We start from the raw sequence: 18,761 nt of genomic DNA on the forward strand, positions 1-18,761 counted from the left end.
GCTTAGTGAGCCGAATGACCCGCAGAACCGGCGATTTCCTCAGGATGTTTCCGGTAGAACTCCGCCCATTCTTTCTCCAGTTTCTTCTCTGCATCGGTGGCAGTGAGCCCTGCCGGTGCAAAGATTCGAGATTCGATATAGGGGTTCTCGCGGGTTTCCTTCTGCTGACCCTTGGCAGCGCGCATGACTTCAAGAACTGCCATAAGGACCACGATTAGAGTAAGCACCACGAAAATGATGGAGAGCGTTCCCTGCACCATGGTATTGCGAAGAACCGCTTCCATTGCCGCGGGAGTTTTCGCCGCGCCAAAGGAGGAAGCACCGGATTCCAGGGCGTCCTTGAAAGCAAAATGATTCGCCCAGTAACCCACCTTGGGGTTTGAACTAAAGATTTTCTGCCAAGAACCAACCACGGTAACTACTAGGTCAAAGGCGAGAGGTAGAGCAATAATCCACAGGTACTTGAATTTGCCCTTATTTGCTGCGATGGCAAGGCAAACCGCGAGCGCCACGGCAGCAAGCAGCTGGTTGGCGATGCCGAAGAGCGGGTAGAAAGTATTGATACCGCCCAAAGGATCGGTGACGCCAAGAATCAGGATGCTACCCCAGCCAGCAACCATGATGGCGGTGGTCAGCCATGCGCCCAAGCGCCAGTTGTGGTCATTAAACCGGGGGAAGAAGTTGCCCAGCGTATCCTGCAACATGAATCGGGCTACACGCGTTCCGGCGTCCACCGCGGTGAGGATGAAGAGTGCTTCGAACATGATGGCGAAGTGGTACCAGAAGCTCATGAGGTCGAAGGCGGGCATCATCTGATGCAGAATGGTTGCCATACCGACGGCGAGGGTGGGTGCGCCGCCTGTACGCGAAACGATGCTTTGTTCGCCTACATGCTGGGCGGTTTCGCCGAGGAGTTCAGGGGTTACGTGGACTCCGGTAAGCCCCAGCGAATTCACGAACGCCGCTGCGCCTTCGATTGTGCCTCCGGTAGCGCCCGCAGCTGAGTTCATCGCAAAGTAGATTCCGCGGTCTACGGTCACAGCAGCTACGAGAGCCATGATTGCCACGAATGATTCCATGAGCATACCGCCGTAGCCGATAAAACGAACCTGGCGTTCTTTTTCCACCATCTTAGGAGTGGTGCCCGAAGCAATCAGCGCGTGGAAGCCCGAAAGTGCACCACAGGCGATGGTGACGAAGAGGAAGGGGAAGAGCGAACCGGACCATACGGGGCCATCGGAACGGGAAGCGAATTCGGAGAAGGCAGGTACAGAGATCTCTGGGCGGACAACGATAATGCCCACTGCCAGTAAAATGATGGTCCCCACCTTCATAAAGGTAGAGAGGTAATCGCGCGGGGCGAGCAGGAGCCAAACAGGCAAGATAGCGGCAACGAAACCGTAGATAATAACTGCCCATGCGAGGGTAACGCGGTCGAGAGTCAGATATTGTGCACCCCAGGATGTCTCAGCCACCCAGCCGCCGGCAATAATTGCGACCATCAGCAAAATGAATCCAATGAGGGATACTTCGCCCACTTTGCCCGGGCGCAGATAGCGCAGATAGACACCCATAAAGAGTGCAATGGGAATGGTCATACCCACGGAGAACACGCCCCAGGGTGATTCGCCCAGTGCGTTGACAACCACCAGCGCCAAGATGGCGGTAATGATAATCATGATGGTGAGCGTGGCAAGGATGGCTGCGTAACCGCCTACGGTACCCAGCTCTTCCTTGGCCATCTGCCCCAGTGAGCGTCCGCCACGGCGCATCGAGAAAAAGAGTACCAGGTAGTCCTGCACAGCACCGGCAAAAATTACGCCGACAATAATCCAGATAGTTCCGGGAAGAAAACCCATTTGCGCAGCGAGCACAGGGCCGACGAGCGGGCCGGCACCGGCGATAGCGGCAAAGTGGTGGCCGTAGAGAACACGACGATCGGTAGCTGCGTAGTCTTTGCCGTCGGCATCATACTCAGCGGGGGTTGCCCGGCGGTCGTCGGGATTAGCCAGTTTCGCCTCAACATAACGGGCATAGAAACGGTAAGCGATGAGGTACGAGCAGACCGCGGCAAAGACGAACCAAATACCGTTGACGGTCTCGCCCCGCACGATGGCGAGCATAAACCAGCTGATGGCACCTACCAGAGAGATAGCTACCCAGAGGGCTATCTTCTTAGGGGTCCATTTCTTTTCTTCTGCCGCAATAATCTCGGGATCCACATAGGCCGGTGGCCGTTCATGCTCCAAGAGGTCGGTGGAGGACGCAGAATTTTCACGCATGGAAAGTCCTTCGGGGATAGAAAGTGTGTGTAATTTAAACCATATACCTGAGTTATCTACAGCACAATCTGCCCCGGCGTCCTCCGTCTGCCGTCAAAAATTAGCTCATGGTGAGCACAATTTTTCCGCGATGATTGCCCGAGTCAAAGTATTCATGTGCTTCTTGCACCTGTTCAAAAGGGAAGGAGCGGTCGAGGCCAGGGCTAATGTAGCCCTTTTCAATCAGTGGCCACACTACTTCACCCACACCTTTCACGATTTCAGCTTTTTGCTGGGCCGGTCGCCCTCGCAAAGTCGTACCGTGGATATTGAGGCGGCGCGACATCATCAGCCCCAAATTAGCTTCAGCCTTTGCCCCACCCTGCAAGGCAATAATGCACAGGTGACCGTCCTTTGCCAGCGACGAAAGGTTATCAGCAAGGTACTTTCCGCCGACGACGTCGAGGATATAGTCCACGCCATCTTCGGTTTCATCGGCGATTACTTCCCTGAAATTTTGTTTCTTATAGTTGATGGCTTCTACACCCTGCCCTTGAAGATAGGCACATTTTTCAGGCTCTCCTGCAGTAGCAAACACTTTTACGCCCAGGTACTTCAACAGCTGGGTGGCGTGCATACCGATTCCGCCCGTTCCGCCGTGAACGAGCGCGGTCTTGCCCTGGTTTTGTGCAAGCTCCGTAGAGAGACCTGCTGCCAACACCAGGTTGGAATAGACGGTCGCGGCAACCTCAATCAGTCCTGCAGCTTCTTCTATACTCACGTTCTTGGGCACGGGTAGCGTGTGTTCGGCATTCACCGCAACAAATTCGGCATATCCACCGCTCCCTAAAAGCGCAACTCGCGATTGACCTACCAAAGAAGAATCGATACCCTCGCCAACTTCTACAATTTCTCCGGCAACTTCTAGCCCATAGATTGCCGACTCGCCGGCAGGGACAGGGTACATATTGCGACGCTGCATGGCGTCGGCGCGGTTGATACCTGCAGCCATGACCTTGAGGAGAACCTGACCTCGCTGAGGTTGAGGCTGGGGTTCGTCGGTGATTTCTAGAACATCTGGACCGCCATGCTCATTTTCAACTACAGCTTTCATGTCTCCTCTTTCTCTGAGCGTCTTTTCTATCCACCGTACGCATCATTACCCACTCTTTCCAGAGAAAACCTATGCTTTCTACCACTTTGAGCGGTTCATATTTTGCAATCGCCCACGGCATCCATTAGAGTTTTTCCTCAGGGATGGTTGTCCGAGCGGCCGAAGGAGCTGGTCTTGAAAACCAGTAGGCGGCAACCCCGTCTCAAGGGTTCAAATCCCTTACCATCCGCGAGATAAGTCTCGGGTTCGAAAGAACCCGAGACTTTTTTGTTTCTCCGTAGTTTTCATCCACCCCTCAGGCTTGCCCACTGAAGCAGCATTTTGACCGGTTCTGAGAAAGCAGTTAGTATAGTGAATACTGTGTTGCAATGTAGCGCTATGTTGACGAGCTACAAGCGATGCGGTGTTGGAGACGTGCCAGAGCGGCCGAATGGACTTCACTGCTAATGAAGGGTCGGGCTTAAACTCGACCGGGGGTTCAAATCCCCCCGTCTCCGCCAGAAAGAAAGCCCCTGTTCCCTTGAGAAATCAAGGAAACAGGGGTTTTTGGCATTCGTTTGTGTAAAACGCGCCCAGCCTCTAACTGAACGTCCGAAAAGCAATAAGCTTAGCCTCACCCGGCGCCAGCTCGTTCCAATTTCCCAGCACCTCAAAAACGGCAACCGAAGCAGGCGGGAACCCATAAGAAATCTCCGTGGATGCCTCCACCGCCGAATCTGAGCGCATGAGTTCCATCGCGGCATCCTGCACACCCGGTAAATGCGCCACCAGCATCAGCGAATTGACGGCAGAAGGGGCATGGTTAATCGCCCCGATGAGAGCCGACGACGGCGCGTTATACAGGCGTTCGTCCAAAGACGCCGTAGGAGCTTTCTCCCCCAGCGCGTCCTCAATCCACGTAGTGGTCTGCCGGGTGCGCAAAGCCGCCGATGAAATAATCATCTCGGGAATCGTCCCAGTTTCCTGTAACCACTGCCCTGCCTCAGATGCCTGACCATGACCGCGCTGAGTAAGAGGGCGGTTGAAATCGTCCAGCCCCCAGTCCGCCTCTGCATGGCGCATAATGATGAGCATTTTAGAATCGTGACGCTTTGAAAATTCAGGCATACCTAGAGTCTATTGACCCAATAGAAAAGTCTGCAACATATAGACAATTTCATCAGGCTTATCAGCATGAACCCAGTGGCCAGCGCCCTTGAGCGTCACTTTTCGCACGCGCGGAAACAATTCACGCATAGGGGCAGAGTCTTCGGGGCGAATATATCCCGACTGTTCCCCAGCCACCCACAGAACCTCTCCCTCGAACTGCGCAACGGGCTGCTCCCATCCCATAATTTTTTCCAGATTGTTATAGAGCATCTGCAGGTTAGGCTCCCACACGAACTCGCCGTTGCGGCGCGTCAGGTTTTGAAGCAGAAATCCCCGCGTGCCGTCCTGTGGAACCGCCGGCTCTAGCGCCTGGCTCGCCTGCCCGCGTGTCGAAAAGTCTTTCAACGAAAGAGCTAGCATGCTTCCCAGCAGGTGATCGAAATTTCCGCTCGATGCCGACGGCGCGATATCGAGAACAGCCAGCTTCTTGACCAGGTGAGGATAGCGAAGCGCCAACCGCATGGCGATTTTTCCACCCATAGAATGCCCGACAACATCCACGGCGCAATCTTTCGCAAAGTCAGCGGAGAGAAATTCGGCAACAAGATCTGCCATCTCGTCATAATCAAAATCTTCAGTCCAAGGTGAAGCTCCATGGTTAGGCAAATCTACCAATAATACGGTGAAGTCATCCCCCAGACGCTTTGCGATAGTTGTAAAGTTCTTTCCTCGGCCCATCAGCCCGTGCAGAAAAACCACCCGATGAGCACCATTTCCTACAATCTCGTGCGCTAGTTCCCGACCCTGTTGCATCTATCTACACTCCTTGAACGATTTCCCTCCATACTAAAGAATCCGCCGGCACTGAGCGACTCAGTACCGGCGGATTCAAGAAAATCAGATTAGATGGAGTATTCGGGAGCTGCCCAGACTACAACTTCTGGGTGCTCATAGAAGCGATAGCCCTGGCCGCGTACAGTGCGCACGGTATTTGCCAAACGCCCTAGTTTAGAACGCAACCGGCGGATGTGAACGTCAATGGTTCGCTCATTAGGAATTTCTTCGGCTTCCCGCCAAAGACTGTTGAGCAATTCATCGCGACCCACGGTACGCGCAGCGTTTTCTACCAGGTAGTTCAATAGCTCAAACTCTTTATAGGTGAGGTTGAGAATCTCGCCGTCCAGGAATACTTCGCGGCGGGAAAGGTCAATCAAGACGCCGACGTTGTGCCCGGGCGCGTTGTCCTGACTGGACTGCTGAACCATGAGGTGCGACTCTGGCTGATGGTGCACTGCAGTAGGGTCGCCCAAAGCGTTGCGCACTACCTCTAGATCCGAACCTTCGGCATCCGATGGGGCAAGCGCAACGGCTGCGTAAGATTCAGCTTCAGGAGCCAAGTTATGGGCGTATGCACGTAGATCTTGCACAATACGAACCAGTGAAGTGCCGTTTGAGGCAGCGGTTTCTTCGGACAGACCAACGTAAATCACAAACCCCCGAGCCTCATTCTCAGCCTGCTGCTGAGGACGCGCGGCGGTTTGTTCTATTTGGCTTGTTGCCATGGGGCGCAAATTGGCAGGTGACAGATGGGCTCGACCCTCCCCCATGTAGTAGGGTTGAGCTCCAGCGCGCTGAGCATTATTACGACCGCGCTGGGAAATATGCACGTATCCGGGAGCACCTGACATGAGATTACCTGCTTCGTTGAAGTGGGATGCGGCAATCTTGAAATCGTTCCCTTAAAACCCACAGTGGAGTGTAGAAGTTCTTCGACGACGCCTCATCGCTTTACTTCTTCAATCGTGGTCTGAATCTCTCAATAAATCAAGTAATAAATGTGTCTTTTTTGAAGGAAACAGCTATTTAAGGGGGATTCCCTCCCCGCCAAAGGCCTAAGTAAACTTCATAAAATGTGAATAGAAATACAAAAATTCTTTATTTATACATCTAGATACTTAGTTTTAGGCACGGCTCAAATCTGGTAAATTTATATTTTCCTGAACAACACCTGAGTTAGACTGCTTGTCAAGAGGCTTGACGAAAAAACTGATTTTACTCCTCAGATATTTTATAGCGAAAGTAGCTTGTCTCGAATCCTAGACCTTCAGGCACATCGTTTTCCCACACAAAACAACACTGTGGCAACCACCTAAAACCACCCGCTCTTCAACTCGCTCCCCCATCAATCAACCCGTCACTAGTAGTAAGCGTTCGGAAAGTCTTAAGATCTATCCCCTCCCACCGGGAACCTAGGGGCAAAAACCAGATACCCCACATGAAAACAGCACGTGGAATCGCAAGGATTGACCACCGCAAGCAGCAACCCGCCTACTCCTCCAAGATGCATCGACACTCCAGAAACGTCGCCTCACTAACACCTTGAAACTTCCCAGGTAAAGGTTAGGTAACAAACTGCATATATACAGTGATGAAAAGCGCCGTAAGTAAAGCAAAGCTTCACTTACGGCGTTTAGTGATTTACATTACTTCTCGATTATTCGGCCAGCCCATACAGGCGGTCGCCGGCGTCACCCAGCCCCGGCACAATATAAGCTTTCTCGTTCAATCGCTCGTCCTGAGTCGCCAAGAAAAGATTAACGTTCTCCATGCCTGCCACTCCCTGCTGAAGCGCCTCGATACCCTCAGGAGCACCAATAATGCACAAGCAGGTAATGTGGTCGGCTCCGCGTTCACGCAGAAATTTAATGGTTTCAATCAAGGTGCCACCAGTTGCCAGCATGGGATCCAAGACGTAAACCTGACGACCGGTTAAGTCCTCAGGCAGGCGCTCCGCGTAGGTCACGATATCTAGAGTTTCCTCATTACGCGCCATGCCTAAGAAACCCACCTCAGCGGTAGGTAGCAACTTGGTCATACCCTCCAGCATGCCCAACCCCGCGCGAAGGATGGGAACCACCAGCGGACGGGGGCTCGCCAACATACGCCCCACGGTCTTTGCCACGGGAGTTTCAATCTCACGTTCTTCTGTACGAATACCGCGAGTTGCTTCATAAGCCAGCAAAGCAACTAGCTCTTCTACCAGCTGACGAAAAATGGGCGAAGGAGTGTTCTTATCACGAAGAACTGAAATTTTATGGTCTACAAGAGGGTGATTAAGAATGGTAATCTGCATACCTTCAAGCTACCACTTTTCCAAGTTCCCATGCGTCAGAAAAAGGGGCAAAAGAAAAGCCCCCGAGTAAGAGAGAACTCGGGAGCTTTCGCTGGCGGTGACGGAGGGATTTGAACCCTCGGTACGGGGTTACCGTACACAACATTTCGAGTGTTGCACCTTCGGCCGCTCGGACACGTCACCAACTGTGGATACTTTACTCGCAGTTTGCTAACTTCTCAAACTTTTAACTCTCTGTACGGTGTTTAGTGAGAAATATAAGCATCAATAGTTAACATGACGGCGCGAGTGGCGTCCTCAGCGGTTCGCGAAGCGTTGTGAATCTCATGATCCATGGAGAGCATAAAAGTTGAGCCAAAAATAGCTACCGCGATAGCCTCGGGATCTTGTGCTTTATCTACCGTGTAACGGGTGGAAATACTCCGTACGAGGTCTTCAAGCACGCTCATCAATTCAGCACGAATTTGAATCATAGTTTCAGACCACGACGCCTTGCCCTTCCAAACTTCTGCAATCCACAGGCGCGCAAAGCCCGGATGATTCTCCAAGTAGAGAAACGCTGACTTTACTGCCCCTCGTATTGCCTCACGCGGATCATTCTTTTGAGCACCCAGCAAGATTTCTTCTTTGAGAAGATTTGCTCCATACTGCAACAGCTGTTCGACCATGGTCTTCTTAGAACCGAAGTTATAGTAAACCGTTCCTTTAGAGACACCTGCCTTCAGAGCGACCTCTTCCACTGTGGTAGAGGAAGGGCCTTTTTCGCTCATAATTTCCAAAGCTGCTTGAAACAGCTTGAGCTGAGTACGGTTGGTACGCCCGGGACGTCGAGAATCAGCGTTCACTACCGGGACTGGGTACTGAAATTCCTGCGTAGAGGGTCGTTGAATAGAAGAATTCATTAGACCGCGATCTCCGGGTTAAGTGTCTTGAGGGTCCAGGTACGGTTCTTTCGGGTTCCTAAATAACCTAAGAATAGCCCAATGAATCCCCACAAAAGCAACATTGCGATGATGACCGGCAGAGCCCCGAGGTCAATTCCATAGGCAAGTCTACGTACACCGCCAAGGGCGTATCCCATCGGCAGTACAAAGTGAAGCCATCTGATGGGATCAGGCAGGGTCTGATAGGGCATCATACCGCCCGCAGTAACCAGCTGGATAATCAAAATAATCAGACCCAATAGTTTACCTGGGGCATCGAGCAAAGCGACTAGGCCATAAATCACAGCGGTGTAGACCAGGGATACCAGAAGCAAGAAGAAGAACACCATGACGGGGTGTGCAAAGTTAAACCCTAGTACCTTATCAACGACCAGGTAGAGCAGGAATGCCTGCAAAATACCTACCACGCCAAAGGGTCCCCATGCGCCTATTGCAATGCGAACGGAGTTCGCGTTAGAAGCAAGGGCGCGGGTATTTTTAGGGCGCATAGTCTGCACCAGCATCAGAGCACCAATCCACAATGCAAGAACCATAAAGAAGGGTCCCATGCCCTCACCGTAGTTCTCTCCTGATGCCAAGGACGTCCGGTTGAGATCTACCGGGTTAGACATGGTTTCTGCAGTATCTCGTTGCTGGCTATCGGTCAGAGAAGGAATCTTTTTAACACCATCAGAGAGTCCAGTTGCCAATTCTCCTGAACCGTCCTGAAGATCGCCAGCACCCGACTGCGCTTGCCCGATTCCTGAATCCAGTTCAGAGGCGCCATCTTTCAGGCTGGTAGCGCCGTCGTCGAGTTTAGTAGCGCCAGAATTGAGATCCTTCTGACCTTCTAAAGCTGTCTGTTCGCCGTCAGCAAGTTGATGAGCGGAGGCTGCCAAGGTAGATGAACCATCGGCAAGTTTCTGCGTGCCGTCTGCAAGAGTAGACGCGCCTTCGGAGAGCTTGCCGGTGTTATCTTCTACCTCCTGCGCGCCATCAGCGAGTTGCTTCGCGCCGTCTCGTGCAGAATCTGCACCCTGCGAGAGTTTCTGTGCACCATCGTTGAGCTGCGTAGAACCATCAGAGAGTTTCTGGGCTCCATCATGGGCATCGCTGGCTCCCTGAGCAACAGACTGAGCGCCCTCATTAATTTGAGAAACAGCGCCAGTGAGGTCAGTAATCTTGGTGGCAACGGATGAAGTCCCGTCAGTAGCACACGAACTTCCCAGCTGTTCCAACCGCGCATCGACGTCGTCAATCACCTTATTATTGACGGCGGTAACATCGTCTTTCGTCTGCTGCGACGTCAAGGTAGCTACCAACTGATCTGCCTGTTGTTGAGTAAGCGTGCCATCAGCAACGAGCGGCTGAACCTGCTGCTTGAACTGCTGAGCAATTTGAGTGGTTACCTGATCAGTGAGCTTGGCTCCGGCATTACCTGTGCTCTTATTCTGTGAAATATCAGTGCAGACCTGATTTAGATCAGAGGCAACGGTATTCAAACCAGACTCGTTCAATTTCTGATTCAGTTCACTAGTTCCGGCAGCGAGTTGCCCTGCCCCGTCAGAGAGGTCTTTGGTTCCGCTGGCAAGAGCACCAGCGCCGGTAGATAGATCTTGAGTACCTGTTGCTAAGGTGCTCGCACCGTCAGCTAAATCGGACGTACCGTCGGCCAGGGAATCAGCTCCATCCGAAAGTTTTTTTGTGCCATCGTAGAGTTGGCTGGAACCATCAGCTAGCTTCTTCGCACCATCATTAGCATCGGAAGCACCTTGGCTAAGCTGGTCTGCACCGCTGGCAAGCTGGCTCGATCCATCTGCCAATTTTTGCTGGCCATCCACCAGCTGACCAGATCCATCTCGCAACTGAACTGTGCCGTCTTTGAGCGTGATAGTGCCTTCAGAAAGCTGGGAGGAGCCGTCTTTGAGCTGGTCTATACCGTCTTTCAACTTGATAGAACCGGCGTTAAGCTGATCCGCGCCATCTGCTGCATCTGAAATATTCGAGTGAATCTGCGTGAAGCTTGCCAGCATTGTATCTGCGGTTTTGTCGCCCACCTGTTGTGCTACGGAATTACGAATGGTGGTGCCGGCAGTTTTGACGATATTAGTCAAAATATAGTTATTGGCATCATTGGTAATAACTTCAATTCCAGCAGATTCCGGATTAAGGTTAGTCACCTTGCCGTCTGCATCGGGCTTAATCTCAGAAGTAGATTGCAGATTTTTCGTGAAATCCTGAGGAATAACCAAGGCAAACTGTAGGTCACCATCGGTAACTTTTTGCACGGCTTCATCTCGGGTAGCTACATCTTGCCATTGGAAATCAGCTGAGTCTTTGAGGTTTTTTTCAACGTCTTGACCCACCTTTTGGTAGTTTCCATTGGCATCAGTTGAACCACTATCGAGCATCACAATAGCCGCCGGAACATCGTCCATCGAGCCATAAGGGTCCCAGTTAGCGTAAAGGTAGATTCCGCCGTAGAGCAGCGGAATACAAGCCATTGAAAGCAGTACCAGTTTGGGCAGAATGCCGCCGCTTAACCGCTTCAGTTCGGAAAGTGTTACTCGTACGATACCCATTTATTTGGTTCCTTCTGTATCTGCAGAATAATTTTCCGCCTCTGTTGGCACAGGCAGATGATGTTCGTGCAAAGTTTCATCGTTAGCCACGCTCCCGTTCAAAGACTGAGGTTCAGTGGAAGAGAGCTGATTTTCAGAAGAATCTTCTATTACCTCATGCCATATCACCGGAGAATGTCGGATTGAAGCCTCGTCAAATTCTTCGTGCGCGTTACCCACTACAGCTCGTTTACCGGTCCATTCGCTAGAAATATGTGGCACCACGGCAATCACGATGCGAGGGTGTTCGGGATCCTCTGCAAGTTCCTGCAGGTAGGGCAACCACATATACGTATGGTTGAGGTGGCGGCTTGGTGTGTCAAAAACTAGCAAGTCAGCTTTATCGTAGCTACGTGCCAAGGCGCTCATGAGACGAATGTTTTGTTCACCGCTGACTTGCTCAATCCATAGGTTATCGAGCTCTTCAAGACCATTTTCTTCAAGCCACTGTTTACTACGAGGTCTGCTAAATGCCGAAAGTTGGTAGCTGAGCATTTCCGAAACGTAATCGTGCACGCGCATGAAGTTTTCGGGTTCGTTGACATCGGGAGAATCGATTAGTTCCGAGCGCTTGCGCAACTGCTTGCGACGAATTTCTTTTCTTACTGAGTGCTTGCCTTCTGCGCGGCTAATGCTTCCACCTGATGGTTTCATTCGACCGGTCAAGGTCAAAGAGAGCGCCGTTCGCTCCAGCTGGCTATCGGCCTGGATAATGATAACTTCACCGGCTTCAACCTCAAAGCTTGTCGGCCCAAAGAGAGCGTTATGGCGTCCCTTTGCCCAAATATTGTTGATGATCAGCATGCGCCCACTTTCAAAATATATATTGCAGTTACCACAAAATTCTAACTTGAACCGACCAGTCAGTTTACAGAAAGGAGGTGTGAAATATTAGACCGCCCTCTGCGGCGTATTTCACAAAGGTGGCTAGGGGCGATGCTCTTTAAAGAACACACGTAAAATTTCAGCGCATTCTTGCTCCCGCACCCCAGAAATTACTTCAACGGTGTGTGGGTATCGCCTATCCCGCAGAACATCGTACTGGCTTCCAGCTGCGCCCATCTTTTCTTCCCATGCCCCCATCACGACGCGCGGGATCCGCGCCAACAAAATAGAACCCGCGCACATGAGACAGGGCTCAAGGGTGACTACCAGCGTGCAATCCTCCAATCGCCAGCTTCCCCGCTGGCGAGCTGCCTGGCGGATTGCCACCACTTCAGCATGAGCGGTGGGATTATGGTCTACTTCGCGGCGGTTATACCCTTGCCCGATTACCTCACCGGCGACGTCCAGAACTATTGCACCAATCGGAACATCGCCGTTTGCTGCCGCTTCTCCGGCCAAGATGAGCGCCCGATCCATCCACTGTTCATACTGTGGATTCGTTACTCCCCGGGCACGAACAAAATCACCGGGGGCGGAGGGAGCCAACTCACCCGAGACATTCTGGGAGGGAACTGAGGCACCCGAAGAAGCCCTAGTTTTTGAACTCTTCATCCCGACTCCTAATGGGTCGAAGCCAACGCAAACGGCAACACTGTTGAAGCCCCCGCTTGCAGGAGCTGGCGTGCTACTACAGTGAACGTCCAGCGTGAATCCACCACGTCCGTCACCAACAAAACTGAAACCGGATTCTCGCGCAAGAACTCTTCCACCTCCTGAGGAATCTCAAAAGAGTGGAAAACACCGGCACACCGAAAAACCGAGTTACCGCCGAAGTGTTCCGAGGGCGCAACAGGTTGCACGCTGCCCAAATCTTTGAGTTTTCCCACCGCGCCCAGCCCGCGCGCCAGCGAATCAGCCAGCTGGGGGCGCGTGGGGGATGGAATGGAAATCACCGCAGCCGGACGCTCGGGCCAGTCCCACTCCCCCAGAACCTTGACCGCCGCGCGTCCAAGATCAGCAGGAACCGGGCCGTCCACAGCAACGCCTGCGGCATCAGTGATAAAGATTTCTCGCAGCCGGTTACCCCAGCCTAAATCGGAAAGGCGGGCCACAGACCTCCCTGCTTCAGCCCGCAAAGCTGGGGGAATTCTGCCCTTCACCGGGTTTCCGTTTTCTGAAATATTCAACCGGTCCATTCCAGTGGGCCACATGCCCCGCGGCTCAATGACCACGCCTACCCTTTTGAGGTTATTTTGAGCTACCTGAGCGGCTTGTTCGCTTGTGGTTTGCGAATACCAGGGACCTGCGCACACGTCGCACTGTCCGCATGGCTGAGCCGACATGTCGTCGAGCTCACGAGCAAGAAACACCATGCGGCATACATCGGTGTGCTCATAGTCCAGCATCGCCTGCTGTTCCTGCTGGCGGGTAGCTGCCACGCGGTCATAACGCGCCTGGTCATAGACCCAGGGTTGACCGGTCGATACCCAACCGCGGCCCGCCCGTTCTACTGCCCCTTCTACTGCCAAGACTTTCAAGAGCAAATCAATGGAGCTTCTTCGCACGTCAACCCGGGTTTCTAACGCAGGAACAGAAAGCGTCTGCCCCGCCGCTGTAGACTCAGCGAGCGCATTCAAAAGCCGTGTGGTGTTTTCTTCAGTAGGCATCGATGCGGTAGCGAAATACTTCCAGATTTCTGTGTCTTCGCTGCCGGGAAGAAGCAGAACATCGGCGTTGATGGCTCCGCGGCCGGCGCGTCCAACCTGCTGGCAGTAGGCAACTGCCGACGACGGCGCCCCCAAATGCACCACGAAGCCAAGATCGGGTTTATCGAAGCCCATGCCCAAGGCGCTGGTGGCCACAAGAGCCTTGACGCGGTTGTCCTTCAAAGCGCTCTCGGCTTCAAGACGCTCATCGGGGTCTGTCTTACCCGTGTACGCGAGTACCTCGTAGCCAGCTTCACGCAGAGCTGCAGCGGTGTCTTCGGCGGCAGACACAGTCAATACGTAAATAATGCCCGAACCTTCGAGCATTCCTAAGTGTTCAACCAACCAGGCAACGCGCTCAGATGAATGCTTGAGCTGAAGAACGCCCAGACGCAGGGAATCGCGTGAGAGGGGGCCGCGCAGAATGAAGACCTCCTGAGAAAAATCTGGCGTCTGTTCTCCTCCCCCGTGCACGTTCAGCTGCTCAGCGACGTCCTGCACCACTCGCTGGTTAGCAGTAGCGGTAGTGGCCAGCACCGGAACGCTCGCCGGTAATTCAGCAATGAGATGGCGGATACGTCGGTAGTCGGGGCGGAAATCATGCCCCCAGTCAGAGATGCAGTGCGCTTCATCAATAACCAACAAACCCATACGCGCTTGGATACGCGGCAGCCATTCGGTGCGGAAGTCTGGGTTATTTAGACGCTCCGGGCCGATGAGGAGCACATCCAGCTCACCCGCTTCTAGTGCCGAGCGGATCTCTTCCCACTCCGTCACATTCGATGAATTCACCATCGCCGCACGCACACCCGCGCGCGATGCCGCCTCTACCTGATCGCGCATCAGTGCCAAAAGCGGCGAAACAATTAACGCAGGCCCCGCCCCACGACGGCGCATCAGCAACGCAGCAATAAAATACACTGCCGATTTACCCCAGCCGGTTCGCTGAATCACCAACGCCCGACGGCGTTCAGCAACCAGCGCCTCAATTGCCTCAAACTGCCCATCGTGGAATATTGCCTCAGGGTTACCGGTCAGCTTACGCAACAGCTCCAATGCTTCGGAGTGCAGGGCAGAATGGTTCTGGTCGAAAGTCATACCCTCAGTCTAAAGGCGCACCTCGATTCAAAGCTATCGAGTTATCCACAGGCGATTTTTGCAGCTCGTAGTAGAAACCACAGCAGACCCACAGCCCGGGCACACCTCCTCGCACAGGGAGCAGAGTAAGATTTCACCTCAGATAGACCCTTATTCTGAAAGAGTTGCCTGTGTCCACTTTGCTTGCTGCGGCGTCGTCCATTGACGTTGCCCACGCCCCCGTTGCCCTCCTGGGTATCGATATTGAACAAATCCTTGAAAATTCTGGCCCTTGGGCTTTGGCTGTTGTTGCGCTCATCGTGTTTGTTGAATCGGGTGTTCTCTTCCCTTTTCTTCCTGGCGATTCGCTGTTGTTCACCCTCGGTTTGCTCCACACGCAGCTTGGCCTCAATATTTGGCTGACTTTGGGTGTTTTGCTGGTAGCAGCTATTGCTGGCGGTCAGATTGGCTACTTCCTAGGGCACAAGTTTGGACGCCGCCTTTTCAAGCCTGGCGCGCGCATTCTGAACACGAAAAACCTTGCGGCGTCGGAAAATTTCTTTGCTAAGTACGGCGGTAAGGCACTGGTTCTGGCACGTTTTGTGCCCGTTGTTCGCACCTTCGTGCCGCTGGCTGCCGGTGTTGCTAACTACCGCTACCGCGACTTCCTCAAATGGAACGTAATCGGCTCGGTGCTGTGGGTGGTTCTGCTGACCGTTGCCGGCGTTCTGCTCGGTGGTATTTCGTTCATCCGCGACCACATCGATGTTATTGCCATCATCATCGTTGTCGTCTCGCTGCTGCCGATAGTAATTGAGTTCATGGTTGAGCGCCACAAGGGCAAGACAACAGTTGAGGTTCTCGAGGAAGAACTCTAAACCTCGCCACTTCATTTTTTACAGAACCCGCCGACTTGTCCTAGGACGAGACGGCGGGTTTTGTCGCTTATGAAGTTGTACCTCAACAGCGAATTTCATGCACCCTAGGGCTTATAAAATTGGCCTTGAGACACCTCTTTGGTTGACCGCCCCCCAAGTAAGTCCTCTTAAAAGCAAACGAATCCCAGTTTTCCTCCTCCGGTATGAGGTTTTAGTAAGTAACCCCTATTAGGCTAGAGCGTGCGGGCTCTTTGACCCCGCGCTGCCGCCACCTGCGCTTCTCCCCGGTGGCAACCTTAACGAACCGCACAGATGAGATAGTCGGAGCCGCCCTCGTGAACACCCTCGGCAATTCAACCGCTGACACTTCTACTTCCCGTCTCTCCCCCGAGGGCCTCACTAGCGCGGAGGTTCAGCAACGTCGCGATGCCGGGCTCACTAATACGCAGGATCATTCGTCTTCTCGTAGCACTTTCACCATCATTCGTTCCCATCTCTTCACCCTGTTCAATCTGATTTTGGGGTTGTGCGGTCTCGCGGTGGTCATGTTGGGTCGCTGGCTCGATACCCTATTTTTGTTGGCAGCTATCGCAAACGTTGTCGTCGGATTTGTGCAAGAGTTCTCTGCTAAACGCAAACTTGATCAGATTGCGCTGTTGCGCCGCGACCCTGTAGTGGTTTTGCGCGACGGAACCCGCCAAAAAGTTGGTATGGAGGAGTTGGTACAGGACGACGTCGTGGTGCTTTCCCGCGGCGATCAGGTGCCCGCCGATGCCGAGGTGCTAACCTCCGACGGCCTGGATCTTGATGAATCTATGCTGACCGGCGAGAACGATCCAGTGGCGAAACGTCCCGGCGACAAGGTACTGTCTGCTTCGGCGGTCGTCGGTGGAACCGGGCGCGTGCGCGTCTATGCGGTGGGCGAGAAATCCCACGCCGCTAAGCTCGCCCGAGAAGCTAAAAAATTTACCGCTATCAACTCTGAACTACGCGCCGGTATGGAACGAGTGGTCAAGTGGATTACATGGGCGATTATTCCGATTATCGCAATTGTGCTCAATGGCCAGATGGTTGCCGCTGGCGGCTGGTCTCATGCGTTAGAAAGTGGGGCGTGGCAGGACGCTCTGATTGTGGCGGTTTCTTCTATTGCCTCGATGATTCCTCAGGGTCTTGCGCTGATGACCACTATTTCGTTTGCTACGGCGGCGGTAAAGCTTGCGCAAGATGATGTTCTGATTCAGGAGCAACCTGCGGTCGAGGTACTAGCCCGAGTGGACGTCGTCTGCTTCGACAAAACCGGAACCCTTACTGAAGGTGGCGTCCGGTTCAACAAGACTCTTTCTCTTTCCGCAACCACCGAAAATGACGACGCTGCGCCCCTAGATTCCTCGGCGCAGGCAGCTCTTGCCTGGTTTGGCGCGGATGAAAACGCTAACCCCACGGCAGCGGCGCTGTCAGAAGGTTTCTCTGAGCCTCCTGCGGCAGAACCGACCGGTCAGGTAGCGTTCAATTCAGCCAAACGGTTCTCCGCCGTCGAGTTTGAAGAATCTGGTGCGTGGATATTGGGGGCACCGGAGGCTTTGCTATCTGCAGATTCCCCCGAACGCGAGCGAGCAAAAGACCTTGCCGCAGGGGGATTACGCACCATGGTGCTTTCCCATGCAACCAAGCTCATGCGTGATGCCAAGGGGCAGCCGGCGGCAGAGATTCCCGCAGGCACAGAACCGGTTTGCTTTGTAACCTTCCGCGAACAGGTACGCAAAGAAGCCCCTGCCACTCTCGAATATTTCCGCTCCCAAGGTATCGATTTGAAGGTGCTTTCTGGCGATAACCCGCACACGGTCGCCGCCGCTGCTCAACAGGCCGGTATGGATATTTCTGCCGGCGCGGTTGATACTTCGCAGTTGCCCGACGATGGTACTGAGCTCGAACGCGCCGTCATGGACCACGCCGTTTTTGGTCGCGTGAATCCCCAGCAGAAAAAGAACATGGTGTTGGCTCTGCAACGCAACGGTAAGACGGTTGCAATGACGGGCGACGGCATCAACGATGCCCTGGCGCTCAAACACGCTGACCTCGGCATCGCCATGGGAAACGCGGCCCCCGCTACTAAGGCAGTCTCGCGCATGGTTCTGTTGGACGGGCGCTTTGACCGTCTGCCCAGTGTTCTTGGCGAGGGTCGCAAAATTATTGCCAATATCGAGCGAGTCACGAACCTCTTCTTGTCCAAGACGGGGTTTGCGATTCTTCTCGGCATCGTACTGGGTATTCTGTGCTGGGAGTTCCCATTCTTGCCACGCCAGTACTCCACCGCCGACCTACTTATGGTGGGCGGCCCAGCATTCTTTATTACGCTCTTCCCCAATACTCGCAAGTATGTTTCGGGGTTCCTATCCCGTTCTTTACACTATGCGATTCCCACCGCGTTCATTATCACGGCCATGCTGGTTGGAGTGAATTTTGTAGGACGCTCGCTCGGTAGCGCGGTGAGCTTGCAGCAGGTTCAGACCGCCACCTTTATAACGCTAGTGCTGATGGGCGTTTACAACATCACCACGGTCATTCGCCCGCTCAAACCCTACCGGTTCGCTCTGATTGTGCTGATGTATGCGGGTATGGTCGTGGCTATTCACCTACCGATTTTGGCGGCTTACCACCAATTTGAGATTCCCTCCGGCTCATTACGCCTTTGGGCATGGGGCTTAGGTTTGCTGGGTATCGTACTCATCGAAATTAATCTGCAGTTGCACCAGCGCTGGCTGCGCCGCAAACACCCAGAGACCGTGCGGGCCCTTAAAAATGCTCAGGCATCCTAGGAAATTCTCATAAGGCAGAACATACCGCTAGCCGACACAGCATCGACAAGCGGTCCTTCTCACTTCCAGCGGGGTAAATATCTGCTGTTGCGCCAGCGATTACCCCGGGTGTAAAGTAAATTTCAAATGCGTTGAAAAACGTACACATATCAGGATTGTTACTGATTTTGCAGGCAAGACCTGAGTTGTATCAACTCGTGAAGCAGCGGAGCGAAAGCCCCTCATGCATAACACTCGCGAGTTCCCGTTGACCACTTT

13 protein-coding genes and 3 tRNA genes are annotated in these 18,761 nt (G+C 53.4%); 4 read left to right on the plus strand and 12 right to left on the minus strand.

Translation table 11 applies throughout. The features are described from left to right. Positions 1-2: 2 nt before the first annotated feature. Together A7E48_RS08390 and A7E48_RS08395 are read right to left on the minus strand one after the other, a co-directional pair. Entirely contained in the window at positions 3-2,282 is a 2,280-nt protein-coding gene (locus A7E48_RS08390; protein WP_068172134.1) for a carbon starvation CstA family protein, read from the minus strand. A gap of 100 nt (positions 2,283-2,382) precedes the next feature. Further along, on the minus strand, positions 2,383-3,375 hold the full coding sequence (locus tag A7E48_RS08395) for an NAD(P)H-quinone oxidoreductase (RefSeq protein WP_068172137.1): 993 nt from the start codon (positions 3,373-3,375) through the stop codon (positions 2,383-2,385). Between the two features lie 141 nt (positions 3,376-3,516). On the opposite strand from A7E48_RS08395, the gene A7E48_RS08400 reads away from it, so the two are divergent. Together A7E48_RS08400 and A7E48_RS08405 are read left to right on the plus strand one after the other, a co-directional pair. Further along, positions 3,517-3,604, plus strand: a tRNA-Ser gene (locus A7E48_RS08400). 179 nt (positions 3,605-3,783) lie between these two features. Further along, positions 3,784-3,875 (plus strand) — tRNA-Ser (locus tag A7E48_RS08405). Between the two features lie 79 nt (positions 3,876-3,954). Here A7E48_RS08405 and A7E48_RS08410 read toward each other — a convergent pair. The 10 genes from A7E48_RS08410 to A7E48_RS08455 all read right to left on the minus strand — a co-directional run bounded on the left by A7E48_RS08410 (position 3,955) and on the right by A7E48_RS08455 (position 14,830). After that, a complete protein-coding gene (locus A7E48_RS08410) occupies positions 3,955-4,482 on the minus strand; it encodes a histidine phosphatase family protein (protein WP_068172141.1) in 528 nt (175 codons plus the stop codon). A gap of 9 nt (positions 4,483-4,491) precedes the next feature. Beyond that, positions 4,492-5,277 (minus strand): alpha/beta fold hydrolase, encoded by a 786-nt coding sequence (locus A7E48_RS08415; RefSeq protein WP_068172144.1) that lies wholly within the window; start codon positions 5,275-5,277, stop codon positions 4,492-4,494. Between the two features lie 89 nt (positions 5,278-5,366). Beyond that, the gene (locus A7E48_RS08420; RefSeq protein ID WP_068172147.1) at positions 5,367-6,152 is read right to left on the minus strand and encodes a winged helix-turn-helix domain-containing protein; all 786 of its coding nucleotides are present in this window, start codon (positions 6,150-6,152) and stop codon (positions 5,367-5,369) included. Positions 6,153-6,958: 806 nt separating this feature from the next. Next, positions 6,959-7,597 carry a uracil phosphoribosyltransferase gene (gene upp, locus A7E48_RS08425; RefSeq protein WP_068172149.1) on the minus strand — a complete coding sequence of 213 codons (639 nt, stop codon included), beginning with the start codon at positions 7,595-7,597 and terminating at the stop codon, positions 6,959-6,961. A 92-nt stretch (positions 7,598-7,689) separates the two neighbouring features. After that, a tRNA-Ser gene (locus A7E48_RS08430) sits at positions 7,690-7,780 on the minus strand. 62 nt (positions 7,781-7,842) lie between these two features. Further along, on the minus strand, positions 7,843-8,499 hold the full coding sequence (locus A7E48_RS08435) for a TetR/AcrR family transcriptional regulator (RefSeq protein WP_068172152.1): 657 nt from the start codon (positions 8,497-8,499) through the stop codon (positions 7,843-7,845). Continuing rightward, positions 8,499-11,102: a YhgE/Pip domain-containing protein gene (locus A7E48_RS08440; RefSeq protein WP_068172154.1), complete on the minus strand. Its 2,604-nt coding sequence runs from the start codon at positions 11,100-11,102 to the stop codon at positions 8,499-8,501. Before A7E48_RS08440 ends, A7E48_RS08435 begins: the two co-directional genes overlap by 1 nt. Continuing rightward, entirely contained in the window at positions 11,103-11,945 is an 843-nt protein-coding gene (locus A7E48_RS08445) for a hypothetical protein (protein ID WP_068172157.1), read from the minus strand. A 123-nt stretch (positions 11,946-12,068) separates the two neighbouring features. After that, positions 12,069-12,638: a tRNA adenosine(34) deaminase TadA gene (tadA, locus tag A7E48_RS08450; RefSeq protein WP_255376924.1), complete on the minus strand. Its 570-nt coding sequence runs from the start codon at positions 12,636-12,638 to the stop codon at positions 12,069-12,071. A gap of 8 nt (positions 12,639-12,646) precedes the next feature. Then, on the minus strand, positions 12,647-14,830 hold the full coding sequence (locus A7E48_RS08455) for an ATP-dependent DNA helicase RecQ (RefSeq protein WP_068172159.1): 2,184 nt from the start codon (positions 14,828-14,830) through the stop codon (positions 12,647-12,649). Positions 14,831-15,000: 170 nt separating this feature from the next. On the opposite strand from A7E48_RS08455, the gene A7E48_RS08460 reads away from it, so the two are divergent. Further along, the gene (locus tag A7E48_RS08460; RefSeq protein ID WP_068172162.1) at positions 15,001-15,687 is read left to right on the plus strand and encodes a DedA family protein; all 687 of its coding nucleotides are present in this window, start codon (positions 15,001-15,003) and stop codon (positions 15,685-15,687) included. Positions 15,688-16,022: 335 nt separating this feature from the next. Next, positions 16,023-18,503, plus strand: a complete 2,481-nt coding sequence (locus A7E48_RS08465) for an HAD-IC family P-type ATPase (protein ID WP_141669429.1) — start codon at positions 16,023-16,025, stop codon at positions 18,501-18,503. The last annotated feature ends 258 nt before the right edge of the window (positions 18,504-18,761 follow it).

Source organism: Rothia sp. ND6WE1A (genome assembly GCF_001683935.1).
Taxonomy (GTDB): Bacteria; Actinomycetota; Actinomycetes; order Actinomycetales; family Micrococcaceae; genus Rothia; species Rothia amarae.